Below are 13,719 nucleotides of genomic sequence, written 5' to 3'. Positions count from 1 at the left end.
AAGAGGAGCGATTTAATGAAGACGGCCTTCATCGTTGATTCAACTGCCAATTTATCTGACCAATACAAAAATCATCCGGATGTATTTACCATTCCCTTAGAGGTTATCCTAGCAGACGGCACCACCTTTAGGGACAGTAATCGGGATAGTGATATCGCTGCCTTTTATCAAAAGATGCAGGCGGCCCCGGACTTGCCGACCACTTCTCAGCCGCCGGTGGGTGATTATGTTGCGCTTGTAGAAAAAATTATTGCGGCCGGCTACCAACAAATATTCGCTATTCATTTATCTAGTCAAATATCAGGAACCTATAATACTGCCCGCTTACTACTTGAAAATTACCAAGACCAAGTAACTAGTTACGTCATTGATTCTAAATCTACCTCCTTGGTCATGCAGTTTTTGCTAGCCCAAGCCCTAGATATGTTGGACTTGGGTATGCCAGGCCAAGCAATTGCCCAAAAATTGCAGTGGTCAGCTGATCAGAGTCGGGTATATGTTGGGATAAGAGAAATGGACAACCTAGTTAAAGGAGGGCGACTTCAGGCAGGTACCAAATTTATTGGTGAACTATTAAATATTATCCCTGTAGCAGTTTTTGATAAAGACGGACAGTTACAGGTATATGAAAAAGTAAGAACTGAGAAACGTTTTCATAAGCTTGTTTATAAAATTTTTGACCAAGCAATAGCTGCTTATCCGGGGCGGGTTAGGTTGGCCATTGCGCACGGTGATGCCCCCCAAGCCGCCCAAGATTTGGCTGACCAATGTCAAGAGCGTTATCCTGATCTAGCCATAGATATTGCCTACCTACCACCTGTACTTGGTGTGCATGGCGGGCGTAATTGTCTGGGTTTTTCAGCTATGGTAAGTGCGGATTATTAGGAGCGGGATAAGGGGCAACTTCTCTTGCTTAAAATTTGCCAGACTAGGCTGTTAGTAAAAAAATTAATATGGGGAAAGGAGACTGTGACTAGGGTGATCAGTCTCTTTTTTATAGTTTTTTGCCCAGGAGTGATACTTGATTTTGCTTATAATAACAAAACTTGCTAAAATAATTAGCAAGCAACCGTTTTAGTTTAGAAAACTTGCTAGCTAGATTAAGTGATAATTTTTTAAAAAATATCAGTTATAGCTGGGTCTTAACCCCTTTCATCAGCTTCGGTAATTAATGGTTCAACGCTAAATAGCACGTTCAGTCAATTTATATTTGTTTTTAAACACATTTAGTTAATGAATTAAAGCGTTTTCTTTAGTATAATAAACTTGTAATCGGTAGGTGAAAATATGGAAAACGGCGTTTATGGTGGTTACGATCTAGATGGTGGTATTGACCAGTTAGATTTCCACAGCCACAGTCAGCTTGAGATTTATCAACTGGTTGCAGGTAATGTTTACTATCAAGTGGGAGACCACTTTTATGACCTGCAAGCTGGAGATATCCTACTTATTGACGGGATGCGACTTCACAAGGCTTTTGTTTCACCAGACTCAAAACAATACCGGCGTTCTATGATTCACTTCGACAGCGGATTTATCGCACCAGTCTTAGCTAGTTTAGGTGCGGAAGACCTGCTGGGTTTGTTTACCAATTCCACCGGTTATCTTTACCGGATTTCTGACCAGGCTGCAGCTGGTCGGATTGGACAAACCATTAGTGAATTAGTCCAGCTAGTTGACCGTAAGGACAGTAACCAACATCGGCAACTTATCCAGGTTAAGTTAGTTAGTCTACTTTTAGAGATTGACTTAGCAGCTGATGAGAGTCTGATTGGACGAGAAACTAGTGATGATAGAATCCGCAAGGTAGAAGATGTAACTCGTTTTATTACCAGGCATTATCAGGAGAGCTTGACTTTAGATGATATTGCCCGTGGGGTAAACATTTCCCGCTCCTATTTACCTCATCTCTTTAAGGAGGTGACGGGGACAACCGTGATGTCATTTTTGATGTCTTATCGTTTGACGCAGGCACGTTTCCAGTTGTTTATGAACCGTGAATTACCGATACAGGATATAGCCAAGCAGTGTGGTTTTGAGAGTCCAGCGCACTTTTCTCGTTTCTTCAAACAAAAAATGCAGATGACTCCTAAGCAGTTTCGCAATCTAAGCTACGCTGAGGCATTTGATACATATAGTGATGGTAAGGTAAAAGCATAATAAAGGAGAATTGTTATGGCAGAGAAAAAATTACGTTTAGGTATTATCGGCTATGGTACCCAAGGTTCGGCTTATGGTCGTTTTATTGACGGTGGTTTGGTACCTTCAGTTGAACTAACAGGTGTTTGTGATATTGATCCAGCTGCAATTGATCGTTGCAAGGAACTTTTCCCAGAAGTAAATGCTTATGAAGATTACAAAGATTTAGTAGATTCTGGCGAAGTAGATGCGGTTATTACCGCGGTACCTCACTATCTTCACCCAGAAATGGCAATCTATGCTTTAAGCAAAGATATCCATGTTTTGAATGAAAAACCTGCTGGTGTTTATACTAAGCAAGTTCAAGAATTAAATGAATATGCTAAAGATGCTAAAGCAACTTATGCGATTATGTTTAACCAACGTAATAATCCACTTTATCAAAAAATTAAAGCCATTATGGACAGCGGTGATTTAGGTGCAATCCGCCGTACTAACTGGATTATCACCACTTGGTGGCGGCCACAAGCTTACTATAACCAAAGTGAATGGCGTGCTACTTGGGGCGGTGAAGGTGGCGGTGTCCTAGTTAACCAAGCACCTCACCAATTAGACCTCTTCCAATGGATTGCAGGTGTACCTGAATCAGTGTATGCCATGGTTGATGAAGGTTACCAACGTGACATTGTCGTAGAAGACCAAGTTCATGCCATGCTGAAGTATCCTAACGGTGCGACTGGTGTCTTTGTTACATCAACTAATGAAATTGTTGGTTCAGACCGTCTTGAAATCTATTGCGATAAAGGTAAAATCGTTGTTGATGATTCACAAAAAGCAACTGTTTATCGTCTAAAAGAAACTGAACAAGATATCGATGCTGGCTTCGATGCTGATAAGGTTAAACGCATGATGGCTGCTGAAAATGTTTTTGGCGACCTATTCGAAGAAGTACAAACGATTGAAGAAGAAAACGTTTGGGGTGCTCAACACTCTGGCGTTATCGAAAACTTTGCCCAACATATTTTAAATGGCGAAGACTTAATCGCACCAGGTGCTGAAGGTATTAACGGCGTACGTCTAGCCAATGCCATTCAAATGTCTGGCTGGACTGGCGAAAAGATTTCTATTAAAGACTTTGATGATGATAAGTTCTTAGAAATGTTAAACCAACATATTGAAGAAGAAGGTAAGTTCCCAACACGTGATTAATTGAAAGGACGTATTAACATGCTAAAAGTTGGCATTGTTGGCTTGGGAACTGTAGCCATCGTCCATGCTAAGGGGATTCTTGAATCCCCTTATGCCGATTTAGTGGCGGTTTGTGATAATGACCCCACCCGGGCTAAGGACTATTCAGATTTTCCTTTCTATACAGATTTGACAGAGATGTTAGCCCAGGAAGATTTGGATGTCGTTCATGTTTGCTTACCCCACTATCTCCATGATGAGGCAACGATGACGATTGCGCGCGCAGGCGTTCATGTACTACTTGAAAAGCCAGTATCTATTAACGCTGAGCGTTCACGACAGTTACTATTGGACCACCAGGCCTTAGCTAATGGCACCAAGGTTGCTGTGTGTTTCCAAAACCGCTTGAATGAAACTGTTCAGGAAATGAAGCGTCTTCTCCAAGCAGAGGGTGGGGAAATTCTGGCAGTTAAGGGCTTGGTACCTTGGTTTAGACCAGAATCTTACTACTCTCAAAAGCCTTGGCGTGGTAAGTGGGACGAAGCGGGGTCTGGTACCATTATTAACCAGGCTATTCATACCTTAGATCTCATGCATTATGTAACCGGTAATGATTGGTCAGCCTGTAAGGCGCTAGTTGGTAATTTGTTAGATTACGATATTGAAGTAGAAGATACGGCAACAGCTAATTTTGAGTTTACTGATGGTAGCCATGGATTCTTTATGGGCACTAATGCCTACTACGGTAATGACTCAATTGAGCTCCAAGTCATGACTAGCAACGGCCGCTATACAATCAAAGAAGATAAGTTATTCGACAAGGATATTAACTGTCTGGCTGAAAATGAACGGGTGCCAGGAACTAAGATTTACTATGGACCTAGCCACCGTAACTATTTTGACAGTTTTTATCGGGCTATTAATGATAATACCGACGACTACTGTGGCTTAGAGAGTGCTCTTATTACTATGGAAATGATTGATGCGATGAAATTATCATCAGCAGAAAATCGAATTGTGAATAAGGAGGAATTTATTCATGAGTAAAATTGGCGTACAAGCAATGATGTTAAAGGAAAAGTTTGAGGAATTAGGTGCATTTGAAACCTTAAAGAAAGTCAGTGAAATTGGCTATAATGCCGTTGAAATTTCTCAAATTCCTATGACTGAAGAAAATGTTGCTGAATTAAAACGTGCGCAAGATGAGTTAGGCATGGAAATTGCTTCGCTTTCTTGTAACGTAATTGATGAAGGTACACCAGGCGGTAATGATGCTTTGGATACTAAATTCGATAAAATTGTTCAAGACTGTAAGACCCTAGGCGTAACAAAACTTCGTATTGGCATGTTACCTTTTGCTAATATGAAAAATAAGGAAACAGCCTTGGCATTCTGTCGTCAAGCCAACGAATTTGGTGAAAAACTTAAAGAAGAAGGTATTCAACTCTATTACCATAATCACCATGTTGAGTTCCGCAAATATGAAGATGAGTTTTTAATTGATATTATTGCTCGTGAATGTCCGGCCTTGGACTTTGAATTAGACTTACACTGGGTACAACGTGGTGGTGCTGATCCAATTGCTATCTTAGAGCAATACAAGGATCGTGCTGGTTTAGTTCATATTAAAGATTATCGGATTGGTGCAATTCCAGATGAAGCTTTCTCTGCCCTTGAAGAAGGAGATGTGGCTAGCTTCTATACAGCCTTCACTAATATTGTAGAGTTTGCTGAAATTGGTGCTGGTTCAATGGACTATCAAGCTATTGTTAATAAAGCTTTAGATTTAGGAATTGAATACCTATTAGTTGAACAAGATATGTTATACGGACGCGACCCATTCGATTGCTTAGCTGACTCTCGTCAGGCCCTAATCGATTACGGTTTTGCCGATTTATTCTAAAAATAAGAAGAAACTGGCCAGCAATGACCAGTTTCTTCTATAATTTGCCAAGAATTATCACTAGATTATAAGGAGGAATACGATGGGTGCTAAAGATGGTATGAACTATGCACCACAGGGTAAAATTAACCATGTGGTAGAACCAGGTGAATTTCAGGTAGGGGTAACGGCCCTTGACCATGGTCATATTAATGGAATGACCAACGGCTTGATTGAAGCTGGTGCGACAATTAAATATGTTTATGATCCCGATCCAGAAAAAGTAGCTAATTACTTAGAGCAATTTCCCGATACGCCAGTAGCGGATTCGTTGGAGCAAATTTTAGAGGATCCAGAAATCCAATTAGTAGCGGCAGCGGCTGTACCAAATAAACGCTCGGCTTTAGGTAACCGGGTGATGAAGGCAGGCAAGCACTACTTCACGGATAAAACAGGTTTTACGACCCTAGACCAACTCGAAGAAACCCGCAAAGTCCAAGCAGAAACCGGTAAACGTTATTTTGTATACTTCTCAGAACGCTTGCACGTTGAAGCAGCAGTACTAGCCGGTCAATTAATTGAAGAGGGCAAAATTGGTCGTGTTATCCAAGTAACCGGATTTGGTCCTCACCGTCTAGATAAGGAAAAACGTCCAGATTGGTTCTTTAATTATGAAGAGTATGGTGGTATTTTAGCTGATATTGGCTCCCACCAAATTGAACAATTCCTATACTACACAGGTAATACTGATGCAGAAGTTGTTTCTGCCAAAGTAGCTAACTACAATAACCCAGATACGCCTGAGCTTGAGGACTACGGTGATGCTAGCTTAATTGGTGAAAATGGTGCTAACTTCTTCTTCAAGGTCGACTGGTTTACCCCAGACGGCTTACCAACCTGGGGTGATGGCCGGACCTTTATTACTGGTACTGAGGGAACCATCGAGCTACGTAAGTATTTAGACGTGGGCCGGGAAGATACGTTTGACCATGTCTATCTGGTAACTAAAGATGGTGTTGAGCATATGCAAGTAACTGGCGAAATTGGTTTTCCATTCTTTGGCCAAATGATTCTTGATTGTATTAATGGTACAGAAGAGGCCATGACGCAAGAACATATTTTCAAGGCCCAAGAACTATGTTTAATTGCTGAGCGTGATGCCATTCGGATTAAAACTGATAACAACTAACGGATAAAGTTTGGGATGGGGGGGTTGCCCCCCCATTTTTTTGTTAAAAAATGACTAGGGGAATATTGTGAAAAATGTTACAATTAGGATGAATAAAAACAAGGAGGCAGTATGATGTTTGAAACCCTAGATATTTTAGAATATGAATATGAAGTCCAGCCTGGCCAATACTTCCAATTTGATGATAGCTTTGCTGAAGATTATCTGATCCGTAACGTTATCATCGACCAGGATAATGTCTTTACTAAGTTACTTACCATTTATCCTTTTGATGAAGGGCGTGATTTTGTGATGTACTTAGAGCAAACACCACAAGGCGCTAAATATCGCACCAATTATCCACTCAGATTAAAAGAAGGGTCTGACCGTTACGAAGCGGTACTACCACTCAATAACAAAGACCTATAAAGCAGCTAGCTTACCAAGTAAGTCCGTCTTAAGTAGACAAAAGCAACTCATTAGAATAGTTTAGTATGTTTGAAAAAGGGTGTGACAGCGGTCCAGCCTTTTTCTATTTTTAAGGCTACGAGTGACTTTACTTGTTGTCTAAAAATATCCTTTATTATATGATAGACTGGTAAAAATAGAGAAAGGAATCAGACCATGATTGATATACACTGTCATATTTTGCCTGGGATTGACGATGGGGCCAAGGATTTGCCGATGGCCTTGGAGATGGCTAATCTAGCAGTCGCCGAGGGTATCAGCCACATTCTGGCAACGCCTCATTATAAGAATAATAAATATGATAATGATAGTAAGATAATTACCCAAGCGGCAGCTAACTTCCAAGAAGAACTTGACCGCCGCGGCATTAAACTAAATGTTTTTGCTGGCCAAGAGGTCCGTATCCATGGGGATTTAATGGCTAATATTGAAAAGGGTGAGGTCCTTTTTGCTGATCTTAACCAGCGCTACTTATTATTAGAGTTTCCTAGCCAAAATGTGCCACTCTTTTCTCGCCAGGTTATCTTCGACCTCTTATCGGCAGGAATTCAACCCGTGATTGTCCATCCTGAACGTAACCGGGAATTGATGGCAGATATTGATAAGTTACAAGCCTTTATCGACCAGGGCTGCTATGCCCAGCTAACAGCTGCATCTTATACCGGTGAATTTGGTAAAGAAGTGGAGGCGGCGGCAGAAGAAATGTTAAAACGGGGGTTGGTACATATCATGGCATCAGATGCTCATCGTCCCAGTGGACCACGTGCCTACCACATGGTGAAGGCCTTCGCCAAAATGGAGAAATCCTACTTAGAGACCAGTGTATTTGATATGCAACAGAATGCCAAGGCTTTGATTAATGGGGATCCCTTGATGACAGATTTCTTACAAGCCAAAACCAAGAAAAAGTTTTTTGGTTTATTTTAGTTGTAAATTAGCAAGCTAAAGTGCTATTTCTTGTGGTAGAATGATAATAATTAAAATCTAGGAGGAAGTATGGAAGATAATCAAGAAATTTCATTAGTTGAAATATTTAATATTTTAAAAGATAAAATCGGACGTATCATTGTATTCGGTATTGTAGGTTTAGCAATTGCTTCAGTGATTACCTTTGTTGTCCAAAGTCCTAAATATGAATCGACTGCTGACCTAGTTGTTAATAGTCAACAGACCCAGCAAACTGGTCAAATTGACCAAGGGACCTTGCAGACCAACCTAACATTGCTGAATACTTACGAGTCAGTTATCCGCAAGCCGGTTGTTTTACAGCCAGTTATTGATGAGTTGGGTATTGATATGTCACCGGCAGAATTAGCTAATTTAATTAGTGTATCAACCGAAAATAATTCATTGATGTTCTCCATCAGAGTAAGATCAGGGTCTCCATTTTTATCAGCTGATATCGCCAATACGGCAGCAGAGAAATTCTCCGATGAGATTGAGAATATCCTTAATATTGAAAACGTCTCAATTGTAACCATTGCGCAACCTAATGAAACACCAGTTGCTCCTAATATCCCGTTAAATCTTTTATTAGGTTTAGTAGCAGGTTTAGGTATCGGTGTTGTTTGGTACCTAGTCAAAGCTATGTTTGACCGGTCAGTGACTTCAAAACAACAAATTGAAGACCTAGGCTGGGCTGTCATTGGTGAAATTCCTGAGTTAACAACTGAAGAGATTGAGGAATCACGCTTTAGACGCGCTAGCAACCGTCGTAGTGCGGATACCCGGCGTCGCGTATAGTAGGAGGTAGGCATGTTTAATCGTAAAGCAAAGAAAATTGAAGCCCTTAATGCAGAGCAAAAAAAAGGTGCTAGTTTAATTACCGTGACTAAGCCTAACAACCCAGTATCTGAAATGTATCGGACCTTGCGAACTAATATCCAGTTTTCAGTGGTTGATAGTGAACTAAAAAGTATGATGGTTACTTCTTCAGGACCCTTTGAGGGTAAATCGATGACAACAGCTAACCTAGCTGCTGTTATGGCTGACCAAGATATGCGGGTTCTATTGGTTGATGCCGATATGCGTAAGCCAACTGTTCAGAAAACCTTTGATATCCATACGACAGAGGGCTTGACTTCGTTATTAACCGAGCGTGATAAGCAACCTATGGATGTCATCAAATATGTACCAGAGACCAATGTTTATGTCCTAACAGCAGGTCCCAAACCACCTAATCCGGCCGAGTTGCTAAGTTCTCAACGTATGAAGGATATATTCGAGGAACTGAAAACCATCTTTGATCTGATTATTTTTGATACGCCACCAGTATTAGCTGTTACCGATGCCCAAATCATCGCTAACATGGTAGATGGGGTGGTCATGGTTGTGCGTCAAAATGTGGCGCAAGTAGACAATCTCCACAAGGCCAAACAACTATTAGAAAAGGCTCAGGCGAATGTCCTAGGTGTTGTCTATAATGGTATTGAAAATAGCAAGGATGCTGCCTACGGTTACGGCTATGGCTATGGCGTTGATGAATAGAAAATAATAGACATTTAGCTTTCAAGAGCCTGGGACTTATATCCCAGGCTCTCACTGTTATACGCCTATTAGTAGCATAGTCAGGTTCGAAAAAGCAGTCCTGGCGCTACTTCATAAAATTCGGCACATTATCTTACAGATAATGCCCGTATTTTATTCCAGTAGTCCATGCCTAAACGCTTTTTCTCACACCCTGTTTTAGTCGGGTTCGCTTTGGCAGACCAGCAGTCCTTTCACCCCAGTCAAGATAATATCTGCGATATTACTTGTCTGGTGTTCCAAGGATACTGGTCTAAGCGCCAAAGCTCACACCCTGTCTAGTCGGGCTCTAGCAGGCATACTATATCCGTACGCATTGAAAATGCTACGGCTATAGCAAAAAGCAGTCCTGGCGCTACTTCATAAAATTCGGCACATTATCTTACAGATAATGCCCGTATTTTATTCCAGTAGTCCATGCCTAAACGCTTTTTCTCACACCCTGTTTTAGTCGGGTTCGCTTTGGCAGACCAGCAGTCCTTTCACCCCAGTCAAGATAATATCTGCGATATTACTTGCCTGGTGTTCCAAGGATACTGGTCTAAACGCCATCCCTCACACCCTTTTTTTAAATAAAAGTACGATTTAAAGATCCTATTGCTGCCCCAAATGAATTAAATTACGTTATAATAATATAGATAAAATATTTTAAATAAGGAGAAGTGATGATGAGCCAAGATATTGTCAAATTTGTTGAGTCTCTGACCGGTCGTCAGCGGGCCTGGGGCTGGTTTTTGCTAGACCTACTAGGATTTATAGCGGCGGGTCTCCTAACTTACTTCTTTTTTTACCGCTTGATTAGCATAGAATTTGCAGCCATGCTTTTGTTTGTCGGCTTATTTTTTGTCGTTTACAAGGCAGCAGCTTACTTTACTCAAGGCGATTCGGAAATTGTTCGCTATTCTGGTAGTCGGCAATTTATGCTGATGGCTTTTAATCTGACAGCCGGTGCAGTGGTAGCTGGTTTGCTGACCCTGCTTTTTTACCGTCACTTTTCTGGCCGTCTAATTATTCTCTGCTATATCCTAGTCTTATCTTTTTCCTTACTGTCTAGAATTCTGTGGCAGATTATTTATACCTATGGCCGCCGCAGGCAAGCTGACCACCGGATTAAAAATATCATTTTAATTGGTGCGGGTGATGGTGCTCATCTTTTTATGCAAAACTACAAGCAAGAGAGCGAGAGCGTTAAAATTCTAGCCGCCTTTGATGACGATCCGAGCAAGGCGGGTAAAAAGATTGAAGGGGTGCCGATTATCGGCAGTGTTGACAGTATTGCTAACTATGTCGCCCACCAGCCGGTTGATGAGGCAGTCATAGCCATTCCTTCATTGCCGCCCGAGGACTATACTCGGATTTTAGAAATTTTAAACCAGCTCGGTATTGCCTTTTATAAAATGCCTAAATTAGAAGACTTAGTTTTAGGTAACTACAGTCCTAATAACCAACTACAAGATATTGATATTACGGATTTACTCGGCCGTGACGAAATTAAATTGGACGAAAGTAAGCTCCATGATGAGCTATATAACAAGACGATTTTAGTGACAGGTGCCGGAGGATCGATTGGCTCGGAAATTGTCCGCCAGGTGTCTAAATTTAATCCTGCCCGGGTGGTCCTCTTAGGGCACGGGGAAAATTCTATTTATTTAATCAATCAAGAAATGCAAAAAAATAGGGCAGGTATTGAATATATCCCGATTATTACCGATATCCAAAACTATCAGCGGCTCTATGATGTCTTTAGCCATTACCAGCCAGACATTGTTTACCATGCAGCGGCCCACAAGCATGTACCGCTAATGGAAGGTAGCCCGCGGGAGGCCTTCCTAAATAATGTTAAGGGGACTTATAACGTCGCCAAGGCGGTCAACGATGCCCATATTAAAAAGATGGTGATGATTTCTACTGATAAAGCGGTTAATTCAACCAATGTGATGGGATCAACCAAACGGATGGCTGAATTAATCGTGACAGGCTTTGACAAGGTTAGCCAGTCAACCTACTGTGCCGTCCGTTTTGGCAATGTTTTGGGCAGTAGAGGATCAGTGATTCCCCTTTTTAAAAAACAAATTGCTGCTGGCGGTCCAGTTACGGTCACTGATTTTCGGATGACCCGCTACTTTATGACCATTCCTGAGGCCAGTCGCCTGGTGATCTATGCAGGCGCCTCAGCTCAAGGGGGCGAGGTCTTTATCCTGGATATGGATGAGCCGGTTAAAATCATTGACTTGGCCAAAAAAATCATCTTGCTTTCAGGTCACAGTCTTGATGAAATTAAGATTGTGGAATCCGGTATCCGTCCTGGTGAAAAACTGTACGAAGAATTATTGACTGGAACGGAGCAGGTCGACTCCCAGTTGAATGAAAAAGTCTTTGTTGGCAAGGTGGCTAAATTTGATTTAGATAAAATTGAAAGCAAAATAGCAGGCTTAGACCAAATTGACGATGATGACCAATTAAAAGCTGAAATCATTGCTTTCGCTAACCAAACAACAGCTGGTTAAGTATTGCAGGTAAATAAAAGGCGCCTATTCTGGCGCCTTTTTTAGGTTCTATACTTTTTGGTGTTGGTGAGTAAAAACTCACTGACACCTTTTTTTATTTGGAATCACAAAAAGCCAGTGAATTCTTTATAATTAAGTTGTCAGACAAAACTACAAAGGAGAATTCACATGGCTCAAAATGATTGTATCAAAAACCTATTAAGTATTACAGACGAAAATATTAAATTAGAGGACAAGGTAACGATTAAAAAGATTAAACAAGTGACTCATAAAGTAATCTACGGCACACTAACTTATCAACCAGACAGCTGTCCAAATTGCCTCCATAAGGAGGCTGACCAAGCTAGTATTATTAAGCATGGTTATAAACTATCGCGCATTTTAATAGGTGAATTCAACACACAACCAATCTCTTTAGTATTAAAAAAATAGCGATTTTTCTGTAAAAATTGCCAAATTACGTTTACAGCCTCTTCTAATCTAGTTGCTAAAAATTGCTTTATTAGTCGCCAAATCAAGTGTTTAGCGATACAAGAATTATCAGAGTCGCAAAGTATGTCCTTAATCGCTAAAAAACTTAATATTTCAAATTCTACTGTTATTCGTCTGCTTGAATCGACTGCTAAACAATTCAAACAAAGTTACCGGCAACTACCTAGGCATTTATCTATTGATGAGTTTAAATCTGTTAAAAATGTCTCAGGCGCTATGTCTTGCATCCTAGTGGATGCAGCTAATCATCGTTTATTTGATATATTAGAAGATCGGACGCAAGCTTATTTAAGAGATTATTTTATGCGTTTCCCTCTGGAAAAGAGAAAGCTAGTTGAAACGATTACCATGGATATGTACTCACCTTATTATGATTTTTTACAACAAATCTTTCCAAATGCGAAAATTATTATTGACCGATTCCATATTGTCCAACTACTGAATCAGACTTTGAATAGCCAACGGATTCTTGTGATGAATCAACAACCTAAGCAATCAACACACTATCGGAAATTGAAACAGTTATGGAAGCTGATTTTAAAGAACCAAGAAGCACTGAATAGTGTTAATTACCGCACACATCGCTTATTTGATGGCCTTATAACAGAAGCAGGTATAGTTGAATTTATGCTTAATATCGACAGTAAATTTAGAAAAGTCTATGATGTCGTCAATGAGCTCAAATATCACCTTAAAACAGGGAATATCAATGCTTTCCTACATACAATTAGTCGCAATAAGAGCCAACGGCTCCCGAAGAATTTGAGAAAAACGATGAATACTCTGCTCAAATACTTACCTGCTATTATCAATAGCTTTCGTTATACACTTTCCAATGGGCCAATTGAGGGTATGAATAATAAAATTAAGAATATTAAGCGTTCCGGATTTGGTTACCGCAATTTTTATCATTTAAGGGCAAGGGCTTTTCTTTCCTTTAAATCATATGAGGTAAAGAGGGAAAATAAACCTACCATAAATAGAAAGACTGAAAAGCTAGATACAGAATCTAGGGCCCTATGTGCCTAAGTTAAAAGATATTTTTTACTAGAGGCGGAAGAGAATGGGCATCTGTTAGCCATGTTAAGCACGCCAAAGAAATACAAGCTGTGACAATCCTAGAGCCGTAGGAGCAACGCGACGTACGGATATAGCGATTGACTACAGCTTGTTTGAGGCTGGCGAGGTGAGAGACCTTGGCTCGAACCGGTGCCATGGCTGTTGAACAGATGACCAATTCTCTGGAGACTCTAGCCTATGGCTAGAAAAAATAAAAAAGACCGAAGTCAAAACTTCGATCTTTAATATCACCAACACTATTTGACAAAGAGCCCTTTTTTATTTTTAGC

At 40.6% G+C, this 13,719-nt stretch carries 13 protein-coding genes; all 13 read left to right on the top strand.

Features of this window, described 5'->3' with window-relative positions:
- Positions 1 to 15: 15 nt before the first annotated feature.
- The 13 genes from AWM75_RS03265 (at position 16) to AWM75_RS03205 (ending at position 13,399) form a co-directional block, all read left to right on the top strand.
- The gene (locus tag AWM75_RS03265) at positions 16 to 885 is read left to right on the top strand and encodes a DegV family protein (RefSeq protein ID WP_067978170.1); all 870 of its coding nucleotides are present in this window, start codon (positions 16 to 18) and stop codon (positions 883 to 885) included.
- Positions 886 to 1,287: 402 nt separating this feature from the next.
- The gene (locus AWM75_RS03260) at positions 1,288 to 2,160 is read left to right on the top strand and encodes a helix-turn-helix transcriptional regulator (RefSeq protein ID WP_067978168.1); all 873 of its coding nucleotides are present in this window, start codon (positions 1,288 to 1,290) and stop codon (positions 2,158 to 2,160) included.
- A gap of 15 nt (positions 2,161 to 2,175) precedes the next feature.
- Positions 2,176 to 3,348 carry a Gfo/Idh/MocA family protein gene (locus AWM75_RS03255; RefSeq protein ID WP_067978165.1) on the top strand — a complete coding sequence of 391 codons (1,173 nt, stop codon included), beginning with the start codon at positions 2,176 to 2,178 and terminating at the stop codon, positions 3,346 to 3,348.
- 18 nt (positions 3,349 to 3,366) lie between these two features.
- A complete protein-coding gene (locus AWM75_RS03250; protein ID WP_067978163.1) occupies positions 3,367 to 4,374 on the top strand; it encodes a Gfo/Idh/MocA family protein in 1,008 nt (335 codons plus the stop codon).
- Positions 4,367 to 5,230: a sugar phosphate isomerase/epimerase family protein gene (locus tag AWM75_RS03245; RefSeq protein ID WP_200778311.1), complete on the top strand. Its 864-nt coding sequence runs from the start codon at positions 4,367 to 4,369 to the stop codon at positions 5,228 to 5,230. Before AWM75_RS03250 ends, AWM75_RS03245 begins: the two co-directional genes overlap by 8 nt.
- An 82-nt stretch (positions 5,231 to 5,312) precedes the next feature.
- Positions 5,313 to 6,398 (top strand): Gfo/Idh/MocA family protein, encoded by a 1,086-nt coding sequence (locus AWM75_RS03240; RefSeq protein WP_067978161.1) that lies wholly within the window; start codon positions 5,313 to 5,315, stop codon positions 6,396 to 6,398.
- A gap of 114 nt (positions 6,399 to 6,512) precedes the next feature.
- Complete coding sequence (locus AWM75_RS03235; protein ID WP_067978159.1) at positions 6,513 to 6,806, top strand: hypothetical protein; 294 nt, start codon at positions 6,513 to 6,515, stop codon at positions 6,804 to 6,806.
- 195 nt (positions 6,807 to 7,001) lie between these two features.
- Positions 7,002 to 7,772, top strand: a complete 771-nt coding sequence (locus tag AWM75_RS03230; RefSeq protein WP_067978157.1) for a tyrosine-protein phosphatase — start codon at positions 7,002 to 7,004, stop codon at positions 7,770 to 7,772.
- 69 nt (positions 7,773 to 7,841) lie between these two features.
- Positions 7,842 to 8,588: a YveK family protein gene (locus AWM75_RS03225; protein WP_067978155.1), complete on the top strand. Its 747-nt coding sequence runs from the start codon at positions 7,842 to 7,844 to the stop codon at positions 8,586 to 8,588.
- A 12-nt stretch (positions 8,589 to 8,600) separates the two neighbouring features.
- Complete coding sequence (locus AWM75_RS03220; protein WP_067978152.1) at positions 8,601 to 9,332, top strand: CpsD/CapB family tyrosine-protein kinase; 732 nt, start codon at positions 8,601 to 8,603, stop codon at positions 9,330 to 9,332.
- A 707-nt stretch (positions 9,333 to 10,039) separates the two neighbouring features.
- The gene (locus AWM75_RS03215) at positions 10,040 to 11,878 is read left to right on the top strand and encodes a polysaccharide biosynthesis protein (protein ID WP_234946641.1); all 1,839 of its coding nucleotides are present in this window, start codon (positions 10,040 to 10,042) and stop codon (positions 11,876 to 11,878) included.
- Between the two features lie 168 nt (positions 11,879 to 12,046).
- Positions 12,047 to 12,310, top strand: a complete 264-nt coding sequence (locus AWM75_RS03210; RefSeq protein WP_067978148.1) for a hypothetical protein — start codon at positions 12,047 to 12,049, stop codon at positions 12,308 to 12,310.
- A gap of 24 nt (positions 12,311 to 12,334) precedes the next feature.
- A complete protein-coding gene (locus tag AWM75_RS03205) occupies positions 12,335 to 13,399 on the top strand; it encodes an ISL3 family transposase (protein WP_145862468.1) in 1,065 nt (354 codons plus the stop codon).
- Positions 13,400 to 13,719 lie beyond the last annotated feature (320 nt).

The sequence above is a fragment of the Aerococcus urinaehominis genome, from assembly GCF_001543245.1.
GTDB lineage: Bacteria > Bacillota > Bacilli > Lactobacillales > Aerococcaceae > Aerococcus > Aerococcus urinaehominis.
Note: the sequence above shows the minus strand (reverse complement) of the source record. Positions and strands in the feature narration are given on the sequence as shown.

What these genes read in the sequence shown, in the direction of transcription:
- AWM75_RS03265 (WP_067978170.1), top strand. Translation starts at nt 16, where the DNA reads ATGAAGACGGCCTTCATCGTTGATTCAACTGCCAATTTATCTGACCAA.
- AWM75_RS03260 (WP_067978168.1), top strand. Translation starts at nt 1,288, where the DNA reads ATGGAAAACGGCGTTTATGGTGGTTACGATCTAGATGGTGGTATTGAC.
- AWM75_RS03255 (WP_067978165.1), top strand. Translation starts at nt 2,176, where the DNA reads ATGGCAGAGAAAAAATTACGTTTAGGTATTATCGGCTATGGTACCCAA.
- AWM75_RS03250 (WP_067978163.1), top strand. Translation starts at nt 3,367, where the DNA reads ATGCTAAAAGTTGGCATTGTTGGCTTGGGAACTGTAGCCATCGTCCAT.
- AWM75_RS03245 (WP_200778311.1), top strand. Translation starts at nt 4,367, where the DNA reads ATGAGTAAAATTGGCGTACAAGCAATGATGTTAAAGGAAAAGTTTGAG.
- AWM75_RS03240 (WP_067978161.1), top strand. Translation starts at nt 5,313, where the DNA reads ATGGGTGCTAAAGATGGTATGAACTATGCACCACAGGGTAAAATTAAC.
- AWM75_RS03235 (WP_067978159.1), top strand. Translation starts at nt 6,513, where the DNA reads ATGTTTGAAACCCTAGATATTTTAGAATATGAATATGAAGTCCAGCCT.
- AWM75_RS03230 (WP_067978157.1), top strand. Translation starts at nt 7,002, where the DNA reads ATGATTGATATACACTGTCATATTTTGCCTGGGATTGACGATGGGGCC.
- AWM75_RS03225 (WP_067978155.1), top strand. Translation starts at nt 7,842, where the DNA reads ATGGAAGATAATCAAGAAATTTCATTAGTTGAAATATTTAATATTTTA.
- AWM75_RS03220 (WP_067978152.1), top strand. Translation starts at nt 8,601, where the DNA reads ATGTTTAATCGTAAAGCAAAGAAAATTGAAGCCCTTAATGCAGAGCAA.
- AWM75_RS03215 (WP_234946641.1), top strand. Translation starts at nt 10,040, where the DNA reads ATGAGCCAAGATATTGTCAAATTTGTTGAGTCTCTGACCGGTCGTCAG.
- AWM75_RS03210 (WP_067978148.1), top strand. Translation starts at nt 12,047, where the DNA reads ATGGCTCAAAATGATTGTATCAAAAACCTATTAAGTATTACAGACGAA.